This window comes from Paenibacillus sp. JL3B1040, from assembly GCF_057063165.1.
In genome coordinates, this window is the sequence record NZ_CM169317.1 from 867,220 (window position 1) to 885,370 (window position 18,151).

The window sequence follows — 18,151 nt, forward strand, 5'->3', positions numbered from 1 at the left end:
GCGTTTTCAGAAGAAAATTGATGTATTTGGGAGATATCTATGGTTTAATGGACAAGGAAAGAGTTTTTTCTCGTTTTTTGTCTGGAATCAAATATTCGGTTGATGTAAAAACAGGGGGCTATTTTTTACATCGACCTATCTTGCGTGAAGAAAAGGGAGATCATAGCATGCTTATTCGTTCCTTTCAGTTGAGCGATGTAAATCAAGTGATGGAGCTATTGCAGGTGGCCTTATCGGAAGATTGCTACGAAGATACCAAGTGCGCGTTTGCCAGACAACTGTCCTGGGATTCCGAACTGATTATGGTTGCGGAAGTCGAGGAAGAGATCAAAGGGGTTTTGATCGGTACGATCGATCAATATACGGGATGCATCTACCGCATGGCCGTACACCCTGATTACCGCCGGCGCGGCGTCGGCCGCAGCCTCGTGACCGCGATGGAACAACGGTTCCAACAGCGGAATGTACGTCGGATCATGGTTGCCGGAGATGAACACAATAAAGCGATCATGCCGTTGTACGAAGCGATGGGCTATGGAGCCAGCAAGTTTTTGGAGGCGTTCCAGAAGCTTGGCATCGCGGCAGCCCGGACGTTGACGGGATCCAATTGAATAAACTTCCCAAGGCAAGATTGGGAAATGTTGAAGCATATCTTCCATCCGTTGCAAATGGGTGAAGGATATGCTTTTCTATTATATAGATTGTATAAATGGATGAGGTGCAGGATGGAACCGGTCATGGATTCGGATAGCAAATCAGCGGCGGAACTTGAAGGTTCCGCAGATAAACGGCAAGGGAACCGCCCGCATAGCCGGTGGGCTGCAGAGCTGTGGGAGATGCTGAAGACGATGGTCATCGCTTTCGTCGTTATGGTGCTGCTGAACGTTTTCGTTTTTAATTTGTCGATGGTGAAAGGGCAATCGATGCAGCCCACCTTGGAGGAGCAGGAGCGGCTGTTCGTGGACAAGCTGGTGTACCGGTTTGGCCATCCGAAGCGCGGCGAGGTCGTTGTGTTGAAGGATCCCAGCGTGGATGCGGGCCGGAAGCCGTTTCTGGTCAAAAGAGTCGTAGCGGTGCCCGGGGATACGGTAGAGGTCCGGGACGGCATGCTGCTCGTGAACGGCAAACCCCAGGATGAGCCTTACACCGATACGACGATCGAAGACGGGGACATGTCCGAGGTGGGGCTCGGCGATGGGGAATATTTTGTGATGGGCGATAACCGTCACGCCGGACGCAGCAAGGACAGCCGTTACTTCGGCAGCGTCAAGGAGAAATGGATCGTCGGCCGAGCCGAATTCGTCTTTTGGCCGATCGCCAAAATCCGTAATTTATAACTTGCGACTTTGGAGGATGAACAGTGAAGGAAGTAACGATATATACGGACGGGGCCTGTTCCGGGAATCCGGGCCCGGGGGGATGGGGGGCGGTGCTGATGTTCAACGGGCATCGCAAAGACTTGTCCGGCGGCGACAAAATGACAACGAACAATCGTATGGAAATCCAGGCGGTCATTTCGGCCCTTAGCCAATTGAAAGAGCCATGCCGGGTGAAGGTATACAGTGACTCGGCTTACGTGGTCAACTGTTTCCAGCAGAACTGGATCCGCGGATGGCTCAAGAACGGCTGGAAAAACAGCAAAAACCAGCCCGTCGAGAATCGTGAACTGTGGGAAGAATTGTGGCGCCTCATGGGCATCCACCAGGTGGAATACGTCAAAGTCAAGGGACATAGCGACAACGAGCTGAACAATCATTGTGACCGGTTGGCACGGGAAGCGATTAAACGTTTATCTTCATAAAAAATACATCAGGTTACCCTAACGGCAACATGAACAGGAAGGAGGGGGAGCACATGACAACATCGGAAACGGGCTATGCCCGCTTGCCGGTAGGGGAAAGCCGCTGGGAGGAGCTGAAGCGGGAGATTAAGGAAGCGGCGGCGGAGCTGGGCATCGACGATATCGGCTTTGCCAGCGCCGACCCGTTCCTGTCGCTGAAGGCGATTCTGCAGGATCGGCGCGACAAGGGGTACGAATCCGGCTTCGAGGAGCCGGATCTCGATAAGCGGGTATATCCGGAATTGTCGCTTGCGCAGCCGGCCTCGCTGATTTCGATCGCGGTGGCGTATCCCTCGAAGCTGGAGAATCCCCCGAAGTCCGCGCCGGGTGAGCGACGGGGGATTCTGGCCCGTTCCGCCTGGGGACGGGACTATCATCAGGTACTCCGCGAAGCGATGGGGAAACTGGAGAGCTTCATCCGCGAACGCGTGCCCGACGCCCGGATCGAAAGCATGGTCGATACCGGGGCCTTGGTGGATCGGGCCGTGGCGGAGCGGGCAGGGATCGGCTTCAAGGGGAAAAACTGCGCGATCATCTCCCCGAAATGGGGGTCTTGGATTTATCTCGGCGAGTTGATCACGAACGTGCCGTTTCCTCCGGACACGCCTGTGACCGAGGACTGCGGCGAATGCACCAAATGCATCGACGCGTGCCCGACGGGAGCGCTGGTAGGCCCCGGCGAATTAAACGCGCAGCGGTGCATTTCTTTTTTGACGCAAACGAAAGGGTTCCTGGACGAAGAATTTATGGTCAAAATCGGCAACCGTCTTTACGGCTGCGATACGTGTCAGGTTGTCTGCCCGAAGAACAAAGGCAAGTCCTGGAACCACCGGCCGGAACTTGCGCCCGATCCCGAGAAGGTCAAGCCGCTCCTATTGCCGCTGCTGGACTTAAGCAATCGCGAGTTCAAGGATCGTTTCGGCGACAGCGCCGCGGCCTGGAGAGGCAAGAAACCGATCCAGCGCAATGCGGTCATAGCCCTCGGCAACTTCAAAGATCCGGCTTCCGTGCCGAAATTAATAGATATACTGCTGCATGATCCGCGGCCGGAGCTAAGGGGAACCGCAGCTTGGGCGCTAAGCCGGATCGGGGGCAGCGAGGCCGGAGAAGCGATTGGCCGGGCGCTTGAGGACGAGCAGGACGAAGAAGTGCGGGTTCGGCTTCGGGCGGCCAAGCGGAAGCTGCAGGCTTCAATCGAGGACTGATATCCGGCAAGGGGGATAACATATATGCGTTATATCAGTATCGAGGATATCGAACCGGGACAATATTTGGGCAGAACCGTGTATTCCGCCAACGGAACCGTGCTGTTGTCGGCAGGGGTTCAGCTTACGGTGTTCATGATCAACACGCTGAAGCGGATCGGCGCGACGATGTTGTACATTAAAGACCCGGATTTCGAGGATATCGAAATCGAAGACGTGCTTAGCGAGTCGACCAAGCAGGCGGTGTTCCGGGAGATGTCCGAAACGCTGCAGGCGATCCGCTCCGGCAAGGATTGGAGCACGCGCAAAATCAGCGCCAGCGTCGATTCCTTGCTGACCGACGTGCTGAATAGCAAGGAAGTGCTGCTGCAGCTGACCGACATCCGGACGGCGGACAATGCCGCTTATCTCCACGCGGTCAACGTCAGTCTGATTTCCTCGATGATCGGACTTAACCTGGGGTTAGGCTATTCCCAGCTCAAGGATTTGGCGATCGGCGCGCTGCTGCACGATATCGGCAAATCCATAACCTTGCCGGAGGGGGCGAATCCGAAGGATCCCAAAAACCACCATACGTGGCAGGGGTACGAGCTGCTGCGCCATAAACGCGAGTTCAATCTGTTGATCGCCCACACGGCGCTGCAGCACCATGAGCGTCCGGACGGCAACGGCTTGCCGCGGGGGCTCGCGGGCGACGAAATCCATCTGTTCCCGCGAATCGTCGCGGTCGCCAACATGTACGACAACCTTATCGGCGGCGGAGGCAAGGATGGACGGGTGTTGCTGCCGCATGAGGCCTGCGAGCATTTGATGGCCTGCTCGGAACATGAGCTGGATCATGAGGTGCTTGTGGAATTTACGCGCATTATTTCGGTTTACCCGAACGGCACCTCGGTCCGTCTCGGCACGAAGGAGACCGGCGTGGTAGTAAAGCAGCACCGGGGATTGCCGGGCCGACCGGTCATTCGGATCGTGCGGGGGACCGGCGACGAGATGGACGTGAACGAAGTCGACCTGGCTACGGAGACGACGTTGTTTATCGAGGCGGTTTTGGCCTGAATCCTTGAATCGCGGCAAACGGGATGCTATGATATTTGGAGTGCGCCGGCCCTACGGGGGGCTGCACGATAATAATTCAGGGGTGGCTGAAACATGGAAATCGTGATTCCAATCATTACTTTAATCGTCGGGCTCGTCGCAGGCTTCGCGATCGGGGTCTTCTATCTCCGCAGACAGCTCACGAAGATGCAGAACGATCCGCAAATGCTGCAGAAGATGGCCAAGCAAATGGGGTATAACCTAAACGGCAAGCAGATGCAGCGCGCGCAGCAGATGATGAAAAATCAAGGCGGAGCGGTTCCTGGAGCGGGACGCCCGACGAAGAAGAAAAAATAAAGTAACGTTTCGCCATACTAGATTGAAAGGAGGAGGCGCTGAAGATGGCTGGATTGAAAGATTACGTAAACAAGCAGGTAGGCGACAATCGGGAGAAAATCGAACATCATGTTCGCGAAATCCTGAAATTGATCGGGGAAGACGTGGAACGCGAAGGGCTGCTGGAAACCCCGGCCCGGGTGACCCGGATGTACGAGGAGATTTTTGCCGGATACGAAGTGGATCCCCGCGACGTCCTGGGCGTAACCTTCGAGGAAAACCACGAGGAGCTCGTCATTGTGAAGGATATCGTCTACTATAGTCAATGCGAGCATCATATGGCGCCTTTCTTCGGTAAAGCCCATATCGGCTACATTCCGAGCGGCAGGATTGCCGGGCTCAGCAAGCTGGCCCGTTTGGTTGAAGCGGTGACCCGCCGCCTGCAGGTGCAGGAACGGATCACCTCGCAAATTGCCGACATCATGGACGAGGTGCTGCAGCCTAAAGGCGTGATGGTCGTCGTCGAAGGCGAGCATCTGTGCATGTGTGCCCGCGGCGTCAAGAAGCCGGGCAGTAAAACCGTGACCTCGGCCGTACGCGGAAGCTTCCGCAAGGATGCGGCTTCCCGGGCGGAGTTCCTGTCCTTGCTGAAGGAATAGAGCTTGTTATGCCAAATGGCAGCCGTTTAAAACGGCTGCCATTTTAATTTAGGCTTTAGCCAGTTGAGTACGCGAAGCGTGCGAAACAAAAAACCACCCGCTATGCGGGTGGAGGGAACGAGGGTTTGACCAACAAGACCATCCCGATAAAATTGAGATGTTCAGGCTCAATGAAAGGAATGGTCTTAGATGGCAAACAAGAACTACAGTCTTGCTCACACAAAGTGGATGTGCAAATACCATATTGTGTTCACCCCGAAGTATAGACGGAAAGAAATCTATAATCAAGTGAGGAAAGACTTGATCGAAATTTTCAAACGTCTATGTAAGTATAAAGGCGTGGAGATTCTAGAAGGTCATATGATGCCGGATCATGTACACATGTTGGTAGCCATTCCACCAAAGATATCCGTGTCATCTTTCATGGGATATCTGAAGGGAAAAAGTTCCCTCATGATCTTTGAGAAACATGCCCAATTAAAGTATAAATACGGGAACCGAAAATTTTGGGCGGAGGGATATTATGTGAGTACAGTGGGACTGAATGAAGCTACCGTAGCAAAGTATATTCGTGAACAAGAAGTACACGACCAGGCGATGGATAAGCTGAGTGTAAAAGAATATGAAGATCCGTTCAGCAGTAACGGTGGCAAGAAGAAGTAAACCAGTTTAACTGGTAAGTGAAGGTGACAAAATACACTGAGCCTGAACAATTTTATTGTCAGGCTAGCGTCTTTAGGCGCAGTTTGGCAACAGGGGGTTATACCCCAAGAGCAAACCACCCGTTGGACGGGTGGTTATGATTTTCTCGCGGCCTCGTACCGCTTGGCGACGGCCGGCCAATACACGACATTCCACCAATCTCTGATGTAATCGGCGCGTACGTTTTGATGCTTCAAATAATAAGCGTGCTCCCACACGTCCAGCGGGAGAAGCGGGACGACGTCCCATTGCGACAGGTTTTGGTGTTTCTCCGCCGTCAGGATCTCCAGCCGATGGCTGCGCGGGCCCCATACCAGAATGGCCCAGCCGCCGCCTTCCACTTTCGCGGCCGCCTCGGAGAACTGCTTGTGGAACGCGTCATAGCTGCCGAAATCCCGTTTGATTTGCTCCATCAGCTCGCCTTCCGGTCTGCCGCCGCCCTGCGGATTCATGATATCCCAGAAAATCGTATGGAGGTAATGCCCTGCCCCGTTAAAGGCCAGCTCCCGCTCCCAATGCTTCACCAGGTCGAAGTTGCCCGATTTTCGGGCCTCCTTCAACTTGAGCTCCGCTTTGTTCAAATCATCCACATACGTTTTATGGTGTTTGTCGTGGTGAATACGCATCGTCTGCTCATCGATATAAGGCTCCAGCGCGTTGTAAGGGTAAGGGAGTGGGGGAAGCGTATGCCCGCCGATCGGGACGGGGCGTTCCGGTATGTGCGCTGCGGCTGCTGAGGCTGTTGCGGCTGCCGCGGCCGTGGCGTTATCGTTGGCGGCCGGCTCTTGGCGCAAGGTGGCCTCCGCCTGTGCGGCCTCCGCCGCCTCGTTCGCCTCGGACGCGTCCTCTCGGTTCAATGCCGCGGAGACGGTGGAAGCCGTTGGGGCGGTCAAGCTCGGCTGCGGCTCGGCCTCGTCGGCCGTTTCCCGCTCCCGATAAGGCGGCTGCACTCCGGCGGCCGGGTGATAAGGATCGGAATACGGCGGAGCCCCGGCCATGCTGCCGGCAATTTCCCCCGGCCGGTTCAGCCGCTCGAGCACCTCGAGGAAATACGCCGATTCGCGAATGATGTGCAGCAGCACGACGGGAGCTAACGGCACCGATTTGACGGCAGCGCTATGCTTCAGCATGAACTCGAGATGGCGGATGAATTCCCGCGACTGCTGAAACGACGCCTGAAGGAGCCGTTCCGTCTGACGGACGACCTCCGGGCTCGCGGGGGCGTGAGGGGCCGCCAAAGCGTATTGCAGCAGCTTGTCTGCGGCGGCCTCCGTCCCCGTAAAAATCGGTTTCCATTCCTCCAGCAGCCGGACGTAATCGGCCTCCAGGCCTGGAACGATCGCCTGGATCACCTCCGTATGCTCCGCCTCCTGCTGCTTCCAGAAACGGATTTCTTCCAAAATGCGCACAGGCAAAAAAGGCCCGTAAACGAACAACATTCGGCCTACCTCCTCAGGGTTAAGAAGTACATTACTACCAGTCTATGGGCGAGGAGGGTTGGCTTATGCTATTCGGATACGGACCCGGTTTGCACGTTCGTATTTTGGGTTGCGAGCTTGATTTTGCCGAGGAACAGCGATACCTTGCGCAGATACTCCTTGGAATGTTCACGGAAAATCAGTTCATGATGAGCGCCATCCACGATCCATACGCCGGAGTCGGGGTTGGTTTGGTTCGCCGCCAGCTTTTCGGCGATGGGATAAGGCGCTTTTTCATCCTCGGTGCCGTGAATGAACAATGTCGGAAAGGGATAATCCTCCGTTTTGACCTGGGCGTACGGAATTTGCCGCAGGCTGGTCCCGTTCAGCACCGGCAGCAGCATGCCGATGATCTCCAGCGACGGATGACGCGGCAGGCCGATATGCTGACGGATATTGTGATACATCGTATCCGGCTCCAGCAGGAACGTGCTGTCGAGGATCATCCCGTCGATGTCCGGGTTTTTTAAACCGGCTTGCAGAGCGGTTCCGGCTCCCATGGAGAAGCCCCAGACGATGATTTCCTGGGCCCCCCGCTGCTTGGCAACCTGGATCGCGCCGAGCAGTTGCTGGGCTTCCTTTTTGCCGCCGGTGGCAACCTCTTTGCTGTTTTGCGCGGCAAAGCCGTAATCAAACATCAGGACGTTAAAATTCAGACGGTGGGCGAAGTTGGCCAGATCGTACATCGGTATCCAGGACTCTTCGCGATTGGCCCCGTACCCATGGCTAAATACGATCGTTTTGACGGAATCTTCCGCGGGGATATACCACCCTTGCATTATTCGGCTCCCGTCGGCGGCGGGAAAAGCGATGTTCTCGTATTCGAGATTGATGGACAGCTTCGGATTGGAATAAAGCGGCGCCACCTTCGGATTCGACAACACCCAGGCGATATAGCCGTGCAGCGAAACGAAGCAAAAAATCAGGAAGAACAGCACGGACAATAAGAGAGCAACGAGGATATTTTTAATGCTGATGCGCCGGGCGGCGGCCACGGGTACATCGTCGGTAACGTAAGCCGAAGAAGGCAAGGGAAGGTCGTTTCGGCTAGTGTGGTTCATGCGCTTCCCTCCCATTTATAGATTATATGTTTGCGACCCGGACAGTTTACCATGAAGTAAACGCTGGTATTGACGGAAAAACCGAGGAAAATGTCGAAATGACGCGATTTCTCCTGAATTTAATCGTAAGTCGATCTCTGGTTAATGTCAATGGAAGGTGCTTCATTGACGGAAATTCGCTTCTTTCTTATAATTTATGTAACTGAGTTTCATATAGTGAAACCTAAGGAGAGTGGATGCCGGATGGAAGATCGGAAGTTGACGGTGCGCGCGGTCGAGCGGGCTTTGGATATATTGGCATGCTTTACGAAAGCGAGCGATTGGGGATTGACGGAGATTGCCGCCGAAATCGGCCTGCATAAAAGTACGGTCCATCGCTTGTTAACCACGCTGGAGGAACGGGGGTTTGTCGTTCGCGATCCCGCTACGGAGAAATACCGCCTTGGCCTGAAAGTCTGGGAGCTGTCGACGCATATGTCCCACAGCGACGATCCGGCCGTGCTGCTGCTGCCGCTGATGGAGCAGCTGCGCGACCGGCTCGGCGAGACGGTCAGCCTGTATTTGCGCGACGGCATCGAGCGGCTGCGGATCCAGGCGGTGCAGAGCAATCAGGCGATCCGCCGGGTCGCGCCGGTCGGGGCGCGGCTTCCGTTGTACGTGGGCGCGTCCAGCAAGGTGCTCGTCGCCTACTCGGGCGAAGAGGTGCTCCGGGCGGTGCTGGACAGCCCGGACTGGCCGCCGGCGGTTGACCGGGCGGCCTATGTGGCGCAGCTGGAGGAGATCCGCGCGCACGGATACGCCACCAGCTACGAGGAGCGGGAGCCGGGGGCGTCCGCCGTCTCCGCGCCGATCTTCGACCGGACGGGGAAGCTGGCCGCCGCCCTGTCCGTGTCGGGGCCGGTCAGCCGCTTGACGCTGCAGCGGCTGGAGGAGTACGGGCCGGTCCTGGTGGAAGCGGCCCGGGAGATGGGGATGATGATGTAGCCGGTGCGGAAGCGGCGAAGGGCTGTTGGCGAATGGAGAAATAAGGTGATTCATTCACCTTATTTCCCCAGCGGAGGCTTATAACGGGCAAATAAGGTGATATTATCGTCCTATTTGCCCGGAAAGCGGTGATTTTAGCCGTAGTCCCGGCGCATAAGATGATTTTATAACGCTATTTCGGCTACGTCCGAGCGAAATGGAGCCAATAAGGTGATTTCATCACCTTATAATTTGTGTCTCAAGCGCGTCGCGGCGGCTTGCGGCTTGTGGCTTGTGCACAACAACCCCCGCCCCGATGGGGGCCGGGGTTGTTGCTTTGACGGGGGAGTAAGCGCAGCTTACTTGATCCCCCGAACCCAAGCCGCGATATCGTCGATGATCTCCTTGGACACGTTGGACGGCTGGGCGTATTCGGCGCCGATGGATAAGCCGTCCACCTTGGCCAGCAGGTGATTGACCTGGGGATAAGCTTTAAGCGTGACGTCTGTGCGGCTTTGAAGCGCCGTTTTCCAACCTTCGAATTGCTTCATCGTCACCTGCCAATCGTTCTCGCCTTGCAGGATCAGCATCGGACCGGATTGCTGCTTGGCGAGCTCGGCCGGCACGTAATTTTTCTGCTCGAACCACCAATAGGCAGGCTGGGACGGGAATTGCTCCGGCATATGGTCGACCGTATACTGCGGGTCATTGACCATCGCGGCGATCGACGTATAGAAGGCAGCCTGCTGCTCGTAAGGCGCCGGGTCCAGGCCAAGCCGCTTCACGCGGCTGACGAGCTCGGCCTGCTGTTCGATCAGCAATTCGGCGAATTTGCCGCTTGGCCCGGACAGCAAAATCGTCCCGGCGATGGCGCCGTTTGCATCGCCTGCGGTAATCAGCGGCATAGCGTAGCCGCCTTGGCTGTGGCCGGCCACGAAGATGCGGGAAGCATCGATTTTCGGTGTCCGCTGCAACAGCCCGACCGCCTTCAGGGCGTCGTCGACGGTTTCTTTTTTCAGCGTAAACTTGGGATCGGCGGCGATCTTAAACGTATGCTCGTACGTGACCTTGTCGTATCGCAGTACGGCGATGCCTTGCGCGGCCAGACCGACCGCGAGATCACGGAACGGCTTGGCGCTTCCGATCGCCTCGTCCCGGTCGTTTGTCCCGGAACCGTGCACCAACACGATCGCCGGGAACGGGCCGTCGCCAGTTGGCAGCGTCAATGTACCCGGAAGGGCCATGGCGCCTTCGCCGACGGTTACTTCCCGCTCGGTATAGGCCGCTGCGTCTTCGTAGGCGGGTTTTTGATACGCCGAGCCGGCTGCGGCGGCGATGTACAGATCGTCGATCTCCCCGGCGGCGTTAAGCCGAAGCGTCAGGTTCACCGGAACCGCCGCCGTTTGGAAGGCATACGTTACGTTGCGATGGACGGTATTGGCTGCTTCGCTCTTGGAGGGTGCACCAACCGCCTTACCGAACACCGTTTCATAATTAGCCCACAACTGGTCCAGCATGGCGGCCGGAAGGGCGTAGGACGAAGAAGCGCTGACATATTTCGCCGCTTTCGCACCGTCTCCGGCAAGCAGCGCCTTCAGGAACAAGTCGGCATGATCGCTGGTCTCAGCGGCTTCGGTCTGGGCGGTATCCTTCACCTCAAAAGCCTCGGCGAGGAATTCGGCGTCGACAAGCGCGCGGCCCTCGGCAATGCGTACCGGCTCATCTAAAACAACGTGTTTCCCGTCCAGCAGGGCCTCCGCCGAACCGATGGTCAGTTCCAGCTTATGGCTGTCCTTCGTAACGAGGATGGTGCGGCTTCCGGACGCCCAATGGACTTGCGCGCCGAAGTTCTCGGCGGTTTCCCGCACGGGAGCCAGCGCCGTGGCGCTTTGCTTCGCCGCGATGGCGGAGGCCGAAGGCAGGGCTAAGCTTAGCGCCAGCGTTGCGGCAACTGCATTTTTGAGCACTGGAGATCGTTTGGTCATAGAGAGTTCCTCCTTTAATTAACATCTATTGTACAAGCCAAGCAGACCAGGCGATGACGACCAGAATGCCGAGCAGGGTGATCCAGGAGAGCGGATTGGCGAAGTTCATGGTCCAGCCGATGCCGGTTCTTTTCTCGACAAATAACGACGGGTCTTGCGGATTGAAATAGATGGACCCCAGTTTCCAGTACCGATCATCCTGAATCGGCGCCGAGCTCGTACCGACAGGGGTGGGTCCACGGCCAATCCGGCTACCGCCTTGTCCTGTCGTGAAGGATAATACCAACGCGAACAGAACGATAAATACGGGTACGGCCATACTAACCACGGTGATGATGTTTTGGTCCATCGGCCGGATTATGTTTGCCTGCACGAACGAGAACATCAGAACCATCGCCAGCGACGAGGCCAGGGTAAACACGGACCATCTACGGCGGAATGCGGCATTCTGGCGCAGCGAACGTTCCGGATCGGAAGCCTGGAGCTGCTGCTTGCTGTGCTGAATCGACCAGTTGACAAACCAGAACAGTGCGGTCATAATCACCTGCATTACGTTCGGAAACAACACGACGCGGTAGGACTTGGCGGCGCTGCTGACGACATGACCGGAAAAATCAAACTTTGTCGCGACCGGATCGGGAATGTTGGCGTATTGGCTTAACGCCAGGCCCACGCTGGCAGCGATAATAACGACGTGGAGCAGGAACCATTTACCGGAAAGCGCCAGCTTTTGCCGGCGAAAGCCGGTATCCACCGCCAGCAGGGCGGGAGCGGACGAAGCGGCCGGCAGGGTCGGACGCATTTTTTTCATGCGGAAATAGAAAACCAGGTAGAGGGCCGTGGAAAAGACGATGGTGAGTCCGACGTAAACGCCGAACCAGGCCCCCTGGGCGTTGTCGTCCTTATTCCATAAACTGAACAGGCAGGCGATCAGCAGCAGCGAGTAAATCGCCCCGCTTATAACGGCATATTGCCGTCGCAATCGCCGGATCGGTTCGCTCCAATACTGCTCCTCGCTGACCGATACGCCGAAACTTACCGTTTCACGGGTCAAATAAGGCATGAAGGCCAGGGAAGCCAGCAGAGGCACGAACATGAGCAATAATATAAACATGGATAGATGCATCCTATTGCACTACTCCTCTCGCGTAATTTCTTGATGGATTTGCTCCACGAAGGAGAGCAGCTCGTCCTTCTCCATCCCGCGGCAGATGGCCTCCGCAACGATCGGACGCAGCTCGCGCCGCTGTTTCTCGCGGAATTCGGGAGTGACCGAAGGCATGCCGATCGGATCGACGACGACGCCTTTTTGGCGATGAACCTGAATGTATCCTTCTTGCTTCAACAGCGTATAGGCTTTGTTCACCGTATGCAGGTTAACGCCGATGTCGGAAGCCAGACTCCGCACCGATGGCAGAGGTTCGCCCGGTTGCAGCCGTCCGCTGGCGATCCCTTCGACAATTTGATGGACCAGCTGCGTATAAATCGGGACGTCCGATTGTAAATCCAGCTGTATAATCACGTTTGGCATCTCCTTTTGTTCTAACTGTTATACTTATAATATAACAGATGGTTAATATAGTGTAAAGCGGAAATTCTACCTCATGGATACATCGATTTGTAAAATAAGGGGGGAAGTCGGTGTCAACGCATCGGATCGTGAAGTTAACCGAGGTTTCGCCGGAATCGTTGGAACCCATCCGCAGGCTGGAGCAGATTTGCCGACAGGCGGACGGATCGAAACTCCATATCGGTCTGGAGCATCTGATAAATGAAAGCGGAGATCACGCCTTCCTCTACCAGGTAAAGGGGAGTTTAGTCGGCTTCTTAAGCTGGTATACCGCGGATGGGGCGGAGGCGAACCTTAACGCGATGGTTCACCCGGAGTGGCGACGCCAAGGCGTCTTTCGGCGTTTGCTGGGGGTCGCTGCTGCGGAGATGGGCGAGCAGGGGATTCAATTCGGGCGATTTAAGGTTCCCGCCGATTCCGAGCCCGGCCTGCGCTGCGTGGAGCATCTGGGTGCGCGGTATGAAGGCTCGCAATTTGCCATGGAGCTCACCGCCTTGCAGGAGGATGCGGCGTCCAGTCCTCCGAATCTAACGTTTCGTCCGGAGGAGCTCGAGGATTTTGGCTTCATGGTACGCTGCTTGTCTCAAGCGTTCGACGACACCGAGGAATGGACCCTTCAATACTTGGGTCATACCCAGGAGCCCGGGCGCCGCAACTACATTGGCTGCCTTGGAGAGGAGCGGATCGGCTTGATCCGCGTGAATCTGCTTGGGAGCGATATGGCGGTGATTCACGACTTTTGCGTGCTTCCGTCCCGCCAGGGGCGCGGGTACGGGCGAGAGATGTTGGCCCAAACCGTGCGGCTGCTTCAGGCACAGGGCCGTACGCGAATTCGGCTTAGCGTAGCCGCCGAGAATCGCAGCGCGTTGGAATTGTACAGGAGGACGGGTTTTGGCATCGTATCGGAATCGCGTTATTACGTCTGCAAATATAAAGAGTTCCCTTCGTAGTTTGAAGGGAACTCTTTATATTTGAGTCTTAGGTTATACGTTGGATGCAATCATTTGCCGCAATACGGTTTGCAGGATACCGCCGTTGTGATAGTAATCGACGTCGACCATGCTGTCGAGACGGGCGATGACCTGGAATTGGAAGGTGGACCCGTCCGCGCGAGTTGCCGTCACGGTCAATTCTTGCCCCGGTTTCACGTCATTGCTCAAGCCCTCGATATCGAACGTTTCGGTGCCGTCGATGGCCAGCGTTTTCCAGCTCACGCCTTCCTGGAACTGCAGCGGCAGGACGCCCATGCCGACCAGGTTGCTGCGGTGGATCCGTTCGAAGCTTTCGGCGATAACCGCTTTGACGCCCAGCAGGTAGGTGCCTTTGGCCGCCCAGTCGCGGGAGCTGCCGGTACCGTATTCCTTGCCGGCGATGACGACGAGGTTCTGTCCGCCCGCTTGATAATTCATCGAAGCGTCGTAGATGGACATCACTTCGTCCGTCGGCAGGTATTTGGTCACGCCGCCTTCCGTGCCCGGCGCTACTTGGTTACGGATGCGGATGTTCGCGAACGTACCGCGCATCATCACCTCATGGTTGCCGCGGCGGGAACCGTAGGAGTTGAAGTCCTTGCGTTCGACGCCATGCTCGGTCAGATATTTGCCTGCCGGGCTATTAGGCGAAATGTTGCCTGCCGGAGAGATGTGGTCGGTCGTGACCGAATCTCCGAGCAAAGCCAGTACGCGGGCGCCGCGAATATCGGCGATATCGGACAGCCCTTCGCCGATCTTTTCGAAGAATGGCGGGTTCTGGATGTAAGTCGATTTCTCATCCCACTCGTACAGTTCGCCTTGCGGTACCGGAATCGAGTTCCAACGTTCGTTTTGCGTGAAGACGTGCTCGTATTTGCTGCGGAACATCTCCGGGCTCACCGACTGGCCGATCGCTTCCTTGATTTCCGCGGAAGAAGGCCAAATGTCCTTCAAGTAGACCGGCTGGTTGTCGCGATCGTAGCCGATCGGATCGTTTTGCAGGTCAATGTTGACCGTGCCGGCCAGCGCATAAGCGACCACAAGCGGCGGGGAAGCCAGGTAGTTGGCTTTCACCTGGGCATGAACGCGGCCTTCGAAGTTCCGGTTGCCCGAGAGCACGGCCGCAACGGTCAGATCGTTATCGGCGATCGCCGCGCTGACTTCGTCCGGCAATGGGCCGGAGTTGCCGATACAGGTTGCGCAGCCGTAGCCGGCGACGTGGAAGCCGAGCGCTTCGAGCGGCTCGATCAGGCCGGCTTTTTGCAGGTACTCGGTGACCACGAGGGACCCCGGCGTCAAGCTGCTCTTCACGTAGCCCGGCTTGGTCAGGCCGCGCTCCACCGCTTTCTTTGCCAGCAGGCCGGCACCGACCATTACGCTGGGGTTGGACGTGTTTGTGCAACTCGTGATTGCCGCAATCACGACGGCCCCGGCTTTGAGTTCGCTGGTTGAGCCGTCCGGATGCTTCAACGGAACGGATTGTTCGATTTTCTCCTCGGTGAGGCCGTAGCCGCCTTTTTCAACCGGCGTGCGGATGATGGCGTTGAAGCTTTCCTTCATCGCCGTCAGCTCGATGCGGTCCTGCGGCCGTTTCGGACCGGCCAAGCTTGGCACGACGGAACCAAGATCCAGCTCGATCAGATCGGAGAATACCGGATCCGGCGTATCGTTCGTGCGGAACATGCCTTGCGCTTTGTAATACGCTTCAACAAGGGCGATCTGCTCCTCGGAGCGGCCGGTGCTGCGCAGGTAGGCGAGCGTCTCCGTGTCGACCGGGAAGTAACCGATCGTTGCGCCGTATTCCGGGGCCATATTCGCCACGGTCGCGCGATCGGCGAGGCTGATGTTGGCCAGGCCTGGGCCATAGAACTCAACGAATTTGCCGACGACGCCTTTCTTGCGCAGCATCTGCGTGACGGTCAGCGCAAGGTCGGTTGCGGTGGCGCCTTCGGCCAGGCTGCCGGTCAGTTTAAACCCGATTACTTCCGGAGCGACAAAATAGAGCGGCTGTCCCAGCATGCCGGCTTCGGCTTCGATCCCGCCGACGCCCCAGCCAACGACGCCAAGGCCGTTGATCATCGTCGTGTGGGAGTCGGTACCGACGAGGGAATCCGGGTAGACGACCGTTTCGCCGTTCACGGTCTTCGTCGCGGCCACGGAAGCCAGATACTCCAGGTTGACCTGGTGGACGATCCCGGTAGCCGGAGGTACGGCACGGAAGTTATTGAAGGCGGTTTGCGCCCAGCGCAGGAAGCGGTAACGTTCCTCGTTGCGCTCGAACTCGACCTTCATGTTGTATTCCAGCGCATCCGGGGAACCAAACGCATCGACCATGACGGAGTGGTCGATCACGAGGTCGACGGGCACGAGCGGGTTGATCTGCTTCGGATCGCCGCCGGCTTTCTTCACGGTATCGCGCATGGCGGCAAGGTCGACGACGACCGGGACGCCGGTGAAATCCTGCAATACGATGCGAGCGGGAATAAACGGAATCTCCTTATTCTCATCGCGGCCCTCGCTCCAGCCGGCGATTTGCTTCACATGTTCTTGGGTGATGGCTCTGCCGTCGTATTGACGGACGGCTGCCTCAAGCAGCACTTTAATCGAGAACGGCAATTTAGAAATACTGCCGAGCCCTTGCTGCTCGAGAGCCTGCAAGTCATAGTAACGGTAGCTTTTGCCGCCGACTTCCAGCGTACGGGCAGAAGAGAAAAAATCGTTCGCTGACATGAAAGAACCTCCTTGGGTGGTTTCACTAGATGAAACATAATTTCAAATTTCATTGATTTAAGTATACCTTCCTTCACGCGGTGAGTAAAGTACTTTTTGTGCTCGAATCTCAGCTTGACTTGGCTGCACCGGTGCGGATGAATAGGCTTTCAGCCCCCTTCGGGACAGGTGCAAAACATACTCCCTCCCAGGCGTTCATATAATGACTAACAGTGAAAAGGAGGCGTGGACGTATGGCGGATGAATGGAGAAAGGCGTTATCGGTTTACGTAAACGAGCAGAACCAGGATGAAGTGGACTATCGCACGCCTAGCGGAGGCACGGTCGTGACCGATGTGGATTATTTGCTGCGACGGGGCGAGCGGAAGCGCAGGCTGGAGAGCTGGTATCGCCAACGGGGAGCCGCGCCGCTGCGCTGCGAGACCCGGGCCAAGCTGGTGCGCGAGATCGAAAACCGCGAGGGAGAGATCGAGGTCGATCTGCAGTTGTCGCGGAAAATCCATTATGAAAAAGGAGGGGCCCGCCACCAGGAAGAGCGGATCGAAAAGCAGCGTCTCACGCTGGTCCGTGATGGCGCGGGCTGGAGCGTTACCCGGGTAGAGCAGCCGGTGGCCGAACGGCATCCGGAAATGGTGCTGCCCGCTTATGGCGAAGGCGAAGCCGCGGGAAATAAAGGGGCTGCGCCGAGGCCATTTTTGAACCGCGACGTCCTCGGAGGAGGGGGGACTCGCAGCATCGCGTACCGGCGTGAGGAAGCCGTGTTATACGCCGACCGGTGGTGGGACGGCTTCAATCCGGAATTCGCCGCCTTTGAGGTCGATTGCACGAACTATATCTCTCAGTGCCTCTTTGCAGGCGGAGCCCCAATAAACTATACTGGAAAAAGAGAATCGGGCTGGTGGTACAAAGGTTACGTCGGCGGACGGGAGCTGTGGAGTTACAGCTGGTCCGTCGCCAATGCGCTGGAACGCCATCTCAATCAAAGCCGATCCGGGCTTCGCGCCGAACTGCTCGAACGTCCGGAGCAGCTCCAGCTCGGAGACGTTATCGCCTACGACTGGGACGGTAACGGCACGTTTCAGCACAGCACCATCGTGACCGCGTTCGACGCCGGCGGCATGCCGCTGGTCAACGCCCATACGACGCCAAGCAAACACCGCTATTGGGATTACCGGGATTCCTACGCCTGGACCGACAATACGGTGTATCGTTTTTTTCATATCGCGGACCGGTTCTGAAATCGGTGATCCGAAGATAACTTTTTGAACTACCGTTTCATGAAGGTTGAAAAATTCAGGTTTGGAGCACCGAGAAGGTTGGATGAAGCTAGAGACTGAGCAGCGGAGCGTAGTCGTAGGCTACGTGAGCAGCGGAAGGCTCGGCTGAATTCAAGATTCGACGCCGAATCCGCTTCTTCGCAACCGCATCGTGATCCAAAGATGACTTTTTGAACTACCGTTTCATGAAGGTTGAAAAATTCAGGTTTGGAGCACCGAGAAGGTTGGATGAAGCTAGAGACTGAGCAGCGGAGCATAGTCGTAGGCTATGTGAGCAGCGGAAGGCTCGGCTGAATTCAAGATTCGACGCCGAATCCGCTTCTTCGCAACCGCATC

17 protein-coding genes are annotated in these 18,151 nt (G+C 56.6%); 11 read left to right on the forward strand and 6 right to left on the reverse strand.

What is annotated here, in order from left to right; translation table 11 throughout:
* The first annotated feature begins 167 nt into the window (after positions 1-167).
* The 8 genes from ACZF99_RS03780 to tnpA all read left to right on the forward strand — a co-directional run bounded on the left by ACZF99_RS03780 (position 168) and on the right by tnpA (position 5,741).
* Positions 168-611, forward strand: a complete 444-nt coding sequence (locus tag ACZF99_RS03780) for a GNAT family N-acetyltransferase (protein ID WP_483609216.1) — start codon at positions 168-170, stop codon at positions 609-611.
* A 114-nt stretch (positions 612-725) separates the two neighbouring features.
* Positions 726-1,337: a signal peptidase I gene (gene lepB / locus ACZF99_RS03785; RefSeq protein ID WP_483609218.1), complete on the forward strand. Its 612-nt coding sequence runs from the start codon at positions 726-728 to the stop codon at positions 1,335-1,337.
* Positions 1,338-1,360: 23 nt separating this feature from the next.
* Positions 1,361-1,801: a ribonuclease HI gene (gene rnhA, locus ACZF99_RS03790; protein WP_483609220.1), complete on the forward strand. Its 441-nt coding sequence runs from the start codon at positions 1,361-1,363 to the stop codon at positions 1,799-1,801.
* A 53-nt stretch (positions 1,802-1,854) separates the two neighbouring features.
* Positions 1,855-3,045, forward strand: coding sequence for a tRNA epoxyqueuosine(34) reductase QueG (queG, locus tag ACZF99_RS03795; RefSeq protein WP_483609222.1), 1,191 nt, complete (start codon positions 1,855-1,857; stop codon positions 3,043-3,045).
* Between the two features lie 24 nt (positions 3,046-3,069).
* A complete protein-coding gene (locus ACZF99_RS03800; RefSeq protein ID WP_483609224.1) occupies positions 3,070-4,104 on the forward strand; it encodes an HD-GYP domain-containing protein in 1,035 nt (344 codons plus the stop codon).
* 93 nt (positions 4,105-4,197) lie between these two features.
* A complete protein-coding gene (locus tag ACZF99_RS03805) occupies positions 4,198-4,440 on the forward strand; it encodes a YneF family protein (protein ID WP_483609226.1) in 243 nt (80 codons plus the stop codon).
* Positions 4,441-4,484: 44 nt separating this feature from the next.
* Positions 4,485-5,078 (forward strand): GTP cyclohydrolase I FolE, encoded by a 594-nt coding sequence (gene folE, locus ACZF99_RS03810; protein WP_483609228.1) that lies wholly within the window; start codon positions 4,485-4,487, stop codon positions 5,076-5,078.
* A 189-nt stretch (positions 5,079-5,267) separates the two neighbouring features.
* Positions 5,268-5,741, forward strand: coding sequence for an IS200/IS605 family transposase (gene tnpA, locus ACZF99_RS03815; protein ID WP_240268557.1), 474 nt, complete (start codon positions 5,268-5,270; stop codon positions 5,739-5,741).
* A 134-nt stretch (positions 5,742-5,875) separates the two neighbouring features.
* On the opposite strand, the gene ACZF99_RS03820 is transcribed toward tnpA, so the two are convergent.
* Both ACZF99_RS03820 and ACZF99_RS03825 read right to left on the reverse strand, forming a co-directional pair.
* Positions 5,876-7,219: a Fe-Mn family superoxide dismutase gene (locus ACZF99_RS03820; protein ID WP_483609230.1), complete on the reverse strand. Its 1,344-nt coding sequence runs from the start codon at positions 7,217-7,219 to the stop codon at positions 5,876-5,878.
* 68 nt (positions 7,220-7,287) lie between these two features.
* Positions 7,288-8,319 (reverse strand): alpha/beta hydrolase, encoded by a 1,032-nt coding sequence (locus ACZF99_RS03825; protein ID WP_483609232.1) that lies wholly within the window; start codon positions 8,317-8,319, stop codon positions 7,288-7,290.
* 243 nt (positions 8,320-8,562) lie between these two features.
* On the opposite strand from ACZF99_RS03825, the gene ACZF99_RS03830 reads away from it, so the two are divergent.
* Positions 8,563-9,303 carry an IclR family transcriptional regulator gene (locus ACZF99_RS03830; protein ID WP_483609234.1) on the forward strand — a complete coding sequence of 247 codons (741 nt, stop codon included), beginning with the start codon at positions 8,563-8,565 and terminating at the stop codon, positions 9,301-9,303.
* A gap of 338 nt (positions 9,304-9,641) precedes the next feature.
* On the opposite strand, the gene ACZF99_RS03835 is transcribed toward ACZF99_RS03830, so the two are convergent.
* Genes ACZF99_RS03835 through ACZF99_RS03845 form a run of 3 tightly spaced genes read right to left on the reverse strand, consistent with a single transcriptional unit; the run spans position 9,642 to position 12,789 of the window.
* Positions 9,642-11,267 (reverse strand): alpha/beta hydrolase family protein, encoded by a 1,626-nt coding sequence (locus ACZF99_RS03835; protein WP_483609236.1) that lies wholly within the window; start codon positions 11,265-11,267, stop codon positions 9,642-9,644.
* A gap of 25 nt (positions 11,268-11,292) precedes the next feature.
* A complete protein-coding gene (locus ACZF99_RS03840) occupies positions 11,293-12,381 on the reverse strand; it encodes a DUF1648 domain-containing protein (RefSeq protein WP_483609238.1) in 1,089 nt (362 codons plus the stop codon).
* A gap of 21 nt (positions 12,382-12,402) precedes the next feature.
* Positions 12,403-12,789 carry a GntR family transcriptional regulator gene (locus ACZF99_RS03845; RefSeq protein WP_483609240.1) on the reverse strand — a complete coding sequence of 129 codons (387 nt, stop codon included), beginning with the start codon at positions 12,787-12,789 and terminating at the stop codon, positions 12,403-12,405.
* 119 nt (positions 12,790-12,908) lie between these two features.
* Between ACZF99_RS03845 and ACZF99_RS03850 the strand changes: the two genes are divergently transcribed.
* The gene (locus tag ACZF99_RS03850; RefSeq protein ID WP_483609242.1) at positions 12,909-13,787 is read left to right on the forward strand and encodes a GNAT family N-acetyltransferase; all 879 of its coding nucleotides are present in this window, start codon (positions 12,909-12,911) and stop codon (positions 13,785-13,787) included.
* Between the two features lie 33 nt (positions 13,788-13,820).
* On the opposite strand, the gene acnA is transcribed toward ACZF99_RS03850, so the two are convergent.
* Positions 13,821-16,538 (reverse strand): aconitate hydratase AcnA, encoded by a 2,718-nt coding sequence (acnA, locus tag ACZF99_RS03855; protein WP_483609244.1) that lies wholly within the window; start codon positions 16,536-16,538, stop codon positions 13,821-13,823.
* Positions 16,539-16,771: 233 nt separating this feature from the next.
* On the opposite strand from acnA, the gene ACZF99_RS03860 reads away from it, so the two are divergent.
* Positions 16,772-17,776, forward strand: a complete 1,005-nt coding sequence (locus tag ACZF99_RS03860) for an amidase domain-containing protein (protein WP_483609246.1) — start codon at positions 16,772-16,774, stop codon at positions 17,774-17,776.
* Positions 17,777-18,151: the final 375 nt, after the last annotated feature.

What these genes read in the sequence shown, in the direction of transcription:
- ACZF99_RS03780 (WP_483609216.1), top strand. Translation starts at nt 168, where the DNA reads ATGCTTATTCGTTCCTTTCAGTTGAGCGATGTAAATCAAGTGATGGAG.
- lepB (WP_483609218.1), top strand. Translation starts at nt 726, where the DNA reads ATGGAACCGGTCATGGATTCGGATAGCAAATCAGCGGCGGAACTTGAA.
- queG (WP_483609222.1), top strand. Translation starts at nt 1,855, where the DNA reads ATGACAACATCGGAAACGGGCTATGCCCGCTTGCCGGTAGGGGAAAGC.
- ACZF99_RS03800 (WP_483609224.1), top strand. Translation starts at nt 3,070, where the DNA reads ATGCGTTATATCAGTATCGAGGATATCGAACCGGGACAATATTTGGGC.
- ACZF99_RS03805 (WP_483609226.1), top strand. Translation starts at nt 4,198, where the DNA reads ATGGAAATCGTGATTCCAATCATTACTTTAATCGTCGGGCTCGTCGCA.
- folE (WP_483609228.1), top strand. Translation starts at nt 4,485, where the DNA reads ATGGCTGGATTGAAAGATTACGTAAACAAGCAGGTAGGCGACAATCGG.
- tnpA (WP_240268557.1), top strand. Translation starts at nt 5,268, where the DNA reads ATGGCAAACAAGAACTACAGTCTTGCTCACACAAAGTGGATGTGCAAA.
- ACZF99_RS03820 (WP_483609230.1), bottom strand. Translation starts at nt 7,219, where the DNA reads ATGTTGTTCGTTTACGGGCCTTTTTTGCCTGTGCGCATTTTGGAAGAA.
- ACZF99_RS03825 (WP_483609232.1), bottom strand. Translation starts at nt 8,319, where the DNA reads ATGAACCACACTAGCCGAAACGACCTTCCCTTGCCTTCTTCGGCTTAC.
- ACZF99_RS03830 (WP_483609234.1), top strand. Translation starts at nt 8,563, where the DNA reads ATGGAAGATCGGAAGTTGACGGTGCGCGCGGTCGAGCGGGCTTTGGAT.
- ACZF99_RS03835 (WP_483609236.1), bottom strand. Translation starts at nt 11,267, where the DNA reads ATGACCAAACGATCTCCAGTGCTCAAAAATGCAGTTGCCGCAACGCTG.
- ACZF99_RS03840 (WP_483609238.1), bottom strand. Translation starts at nt 12,381, where the DNA reads ATGTTTATATTATTGCTCATGTTCGTGCCTCTGCTGGCTTCCCTGGCC.
- acnA (WP_483609244.1), bottom strand. Translation starts at nt 16,538, where the DNA reads ATGTCAGCGAACGATTTTTTCTCTTCTGCCCGTACGCTGGAAGTCGGC.
- ACZF99_RS03860 (WP_483609246.1), top strand. Translation starts at nt 16,772, where the DNA reads ATGGCGGATGAATGGAGAAAGGCGTTATCGGTTTACGTAAACGAGCAG.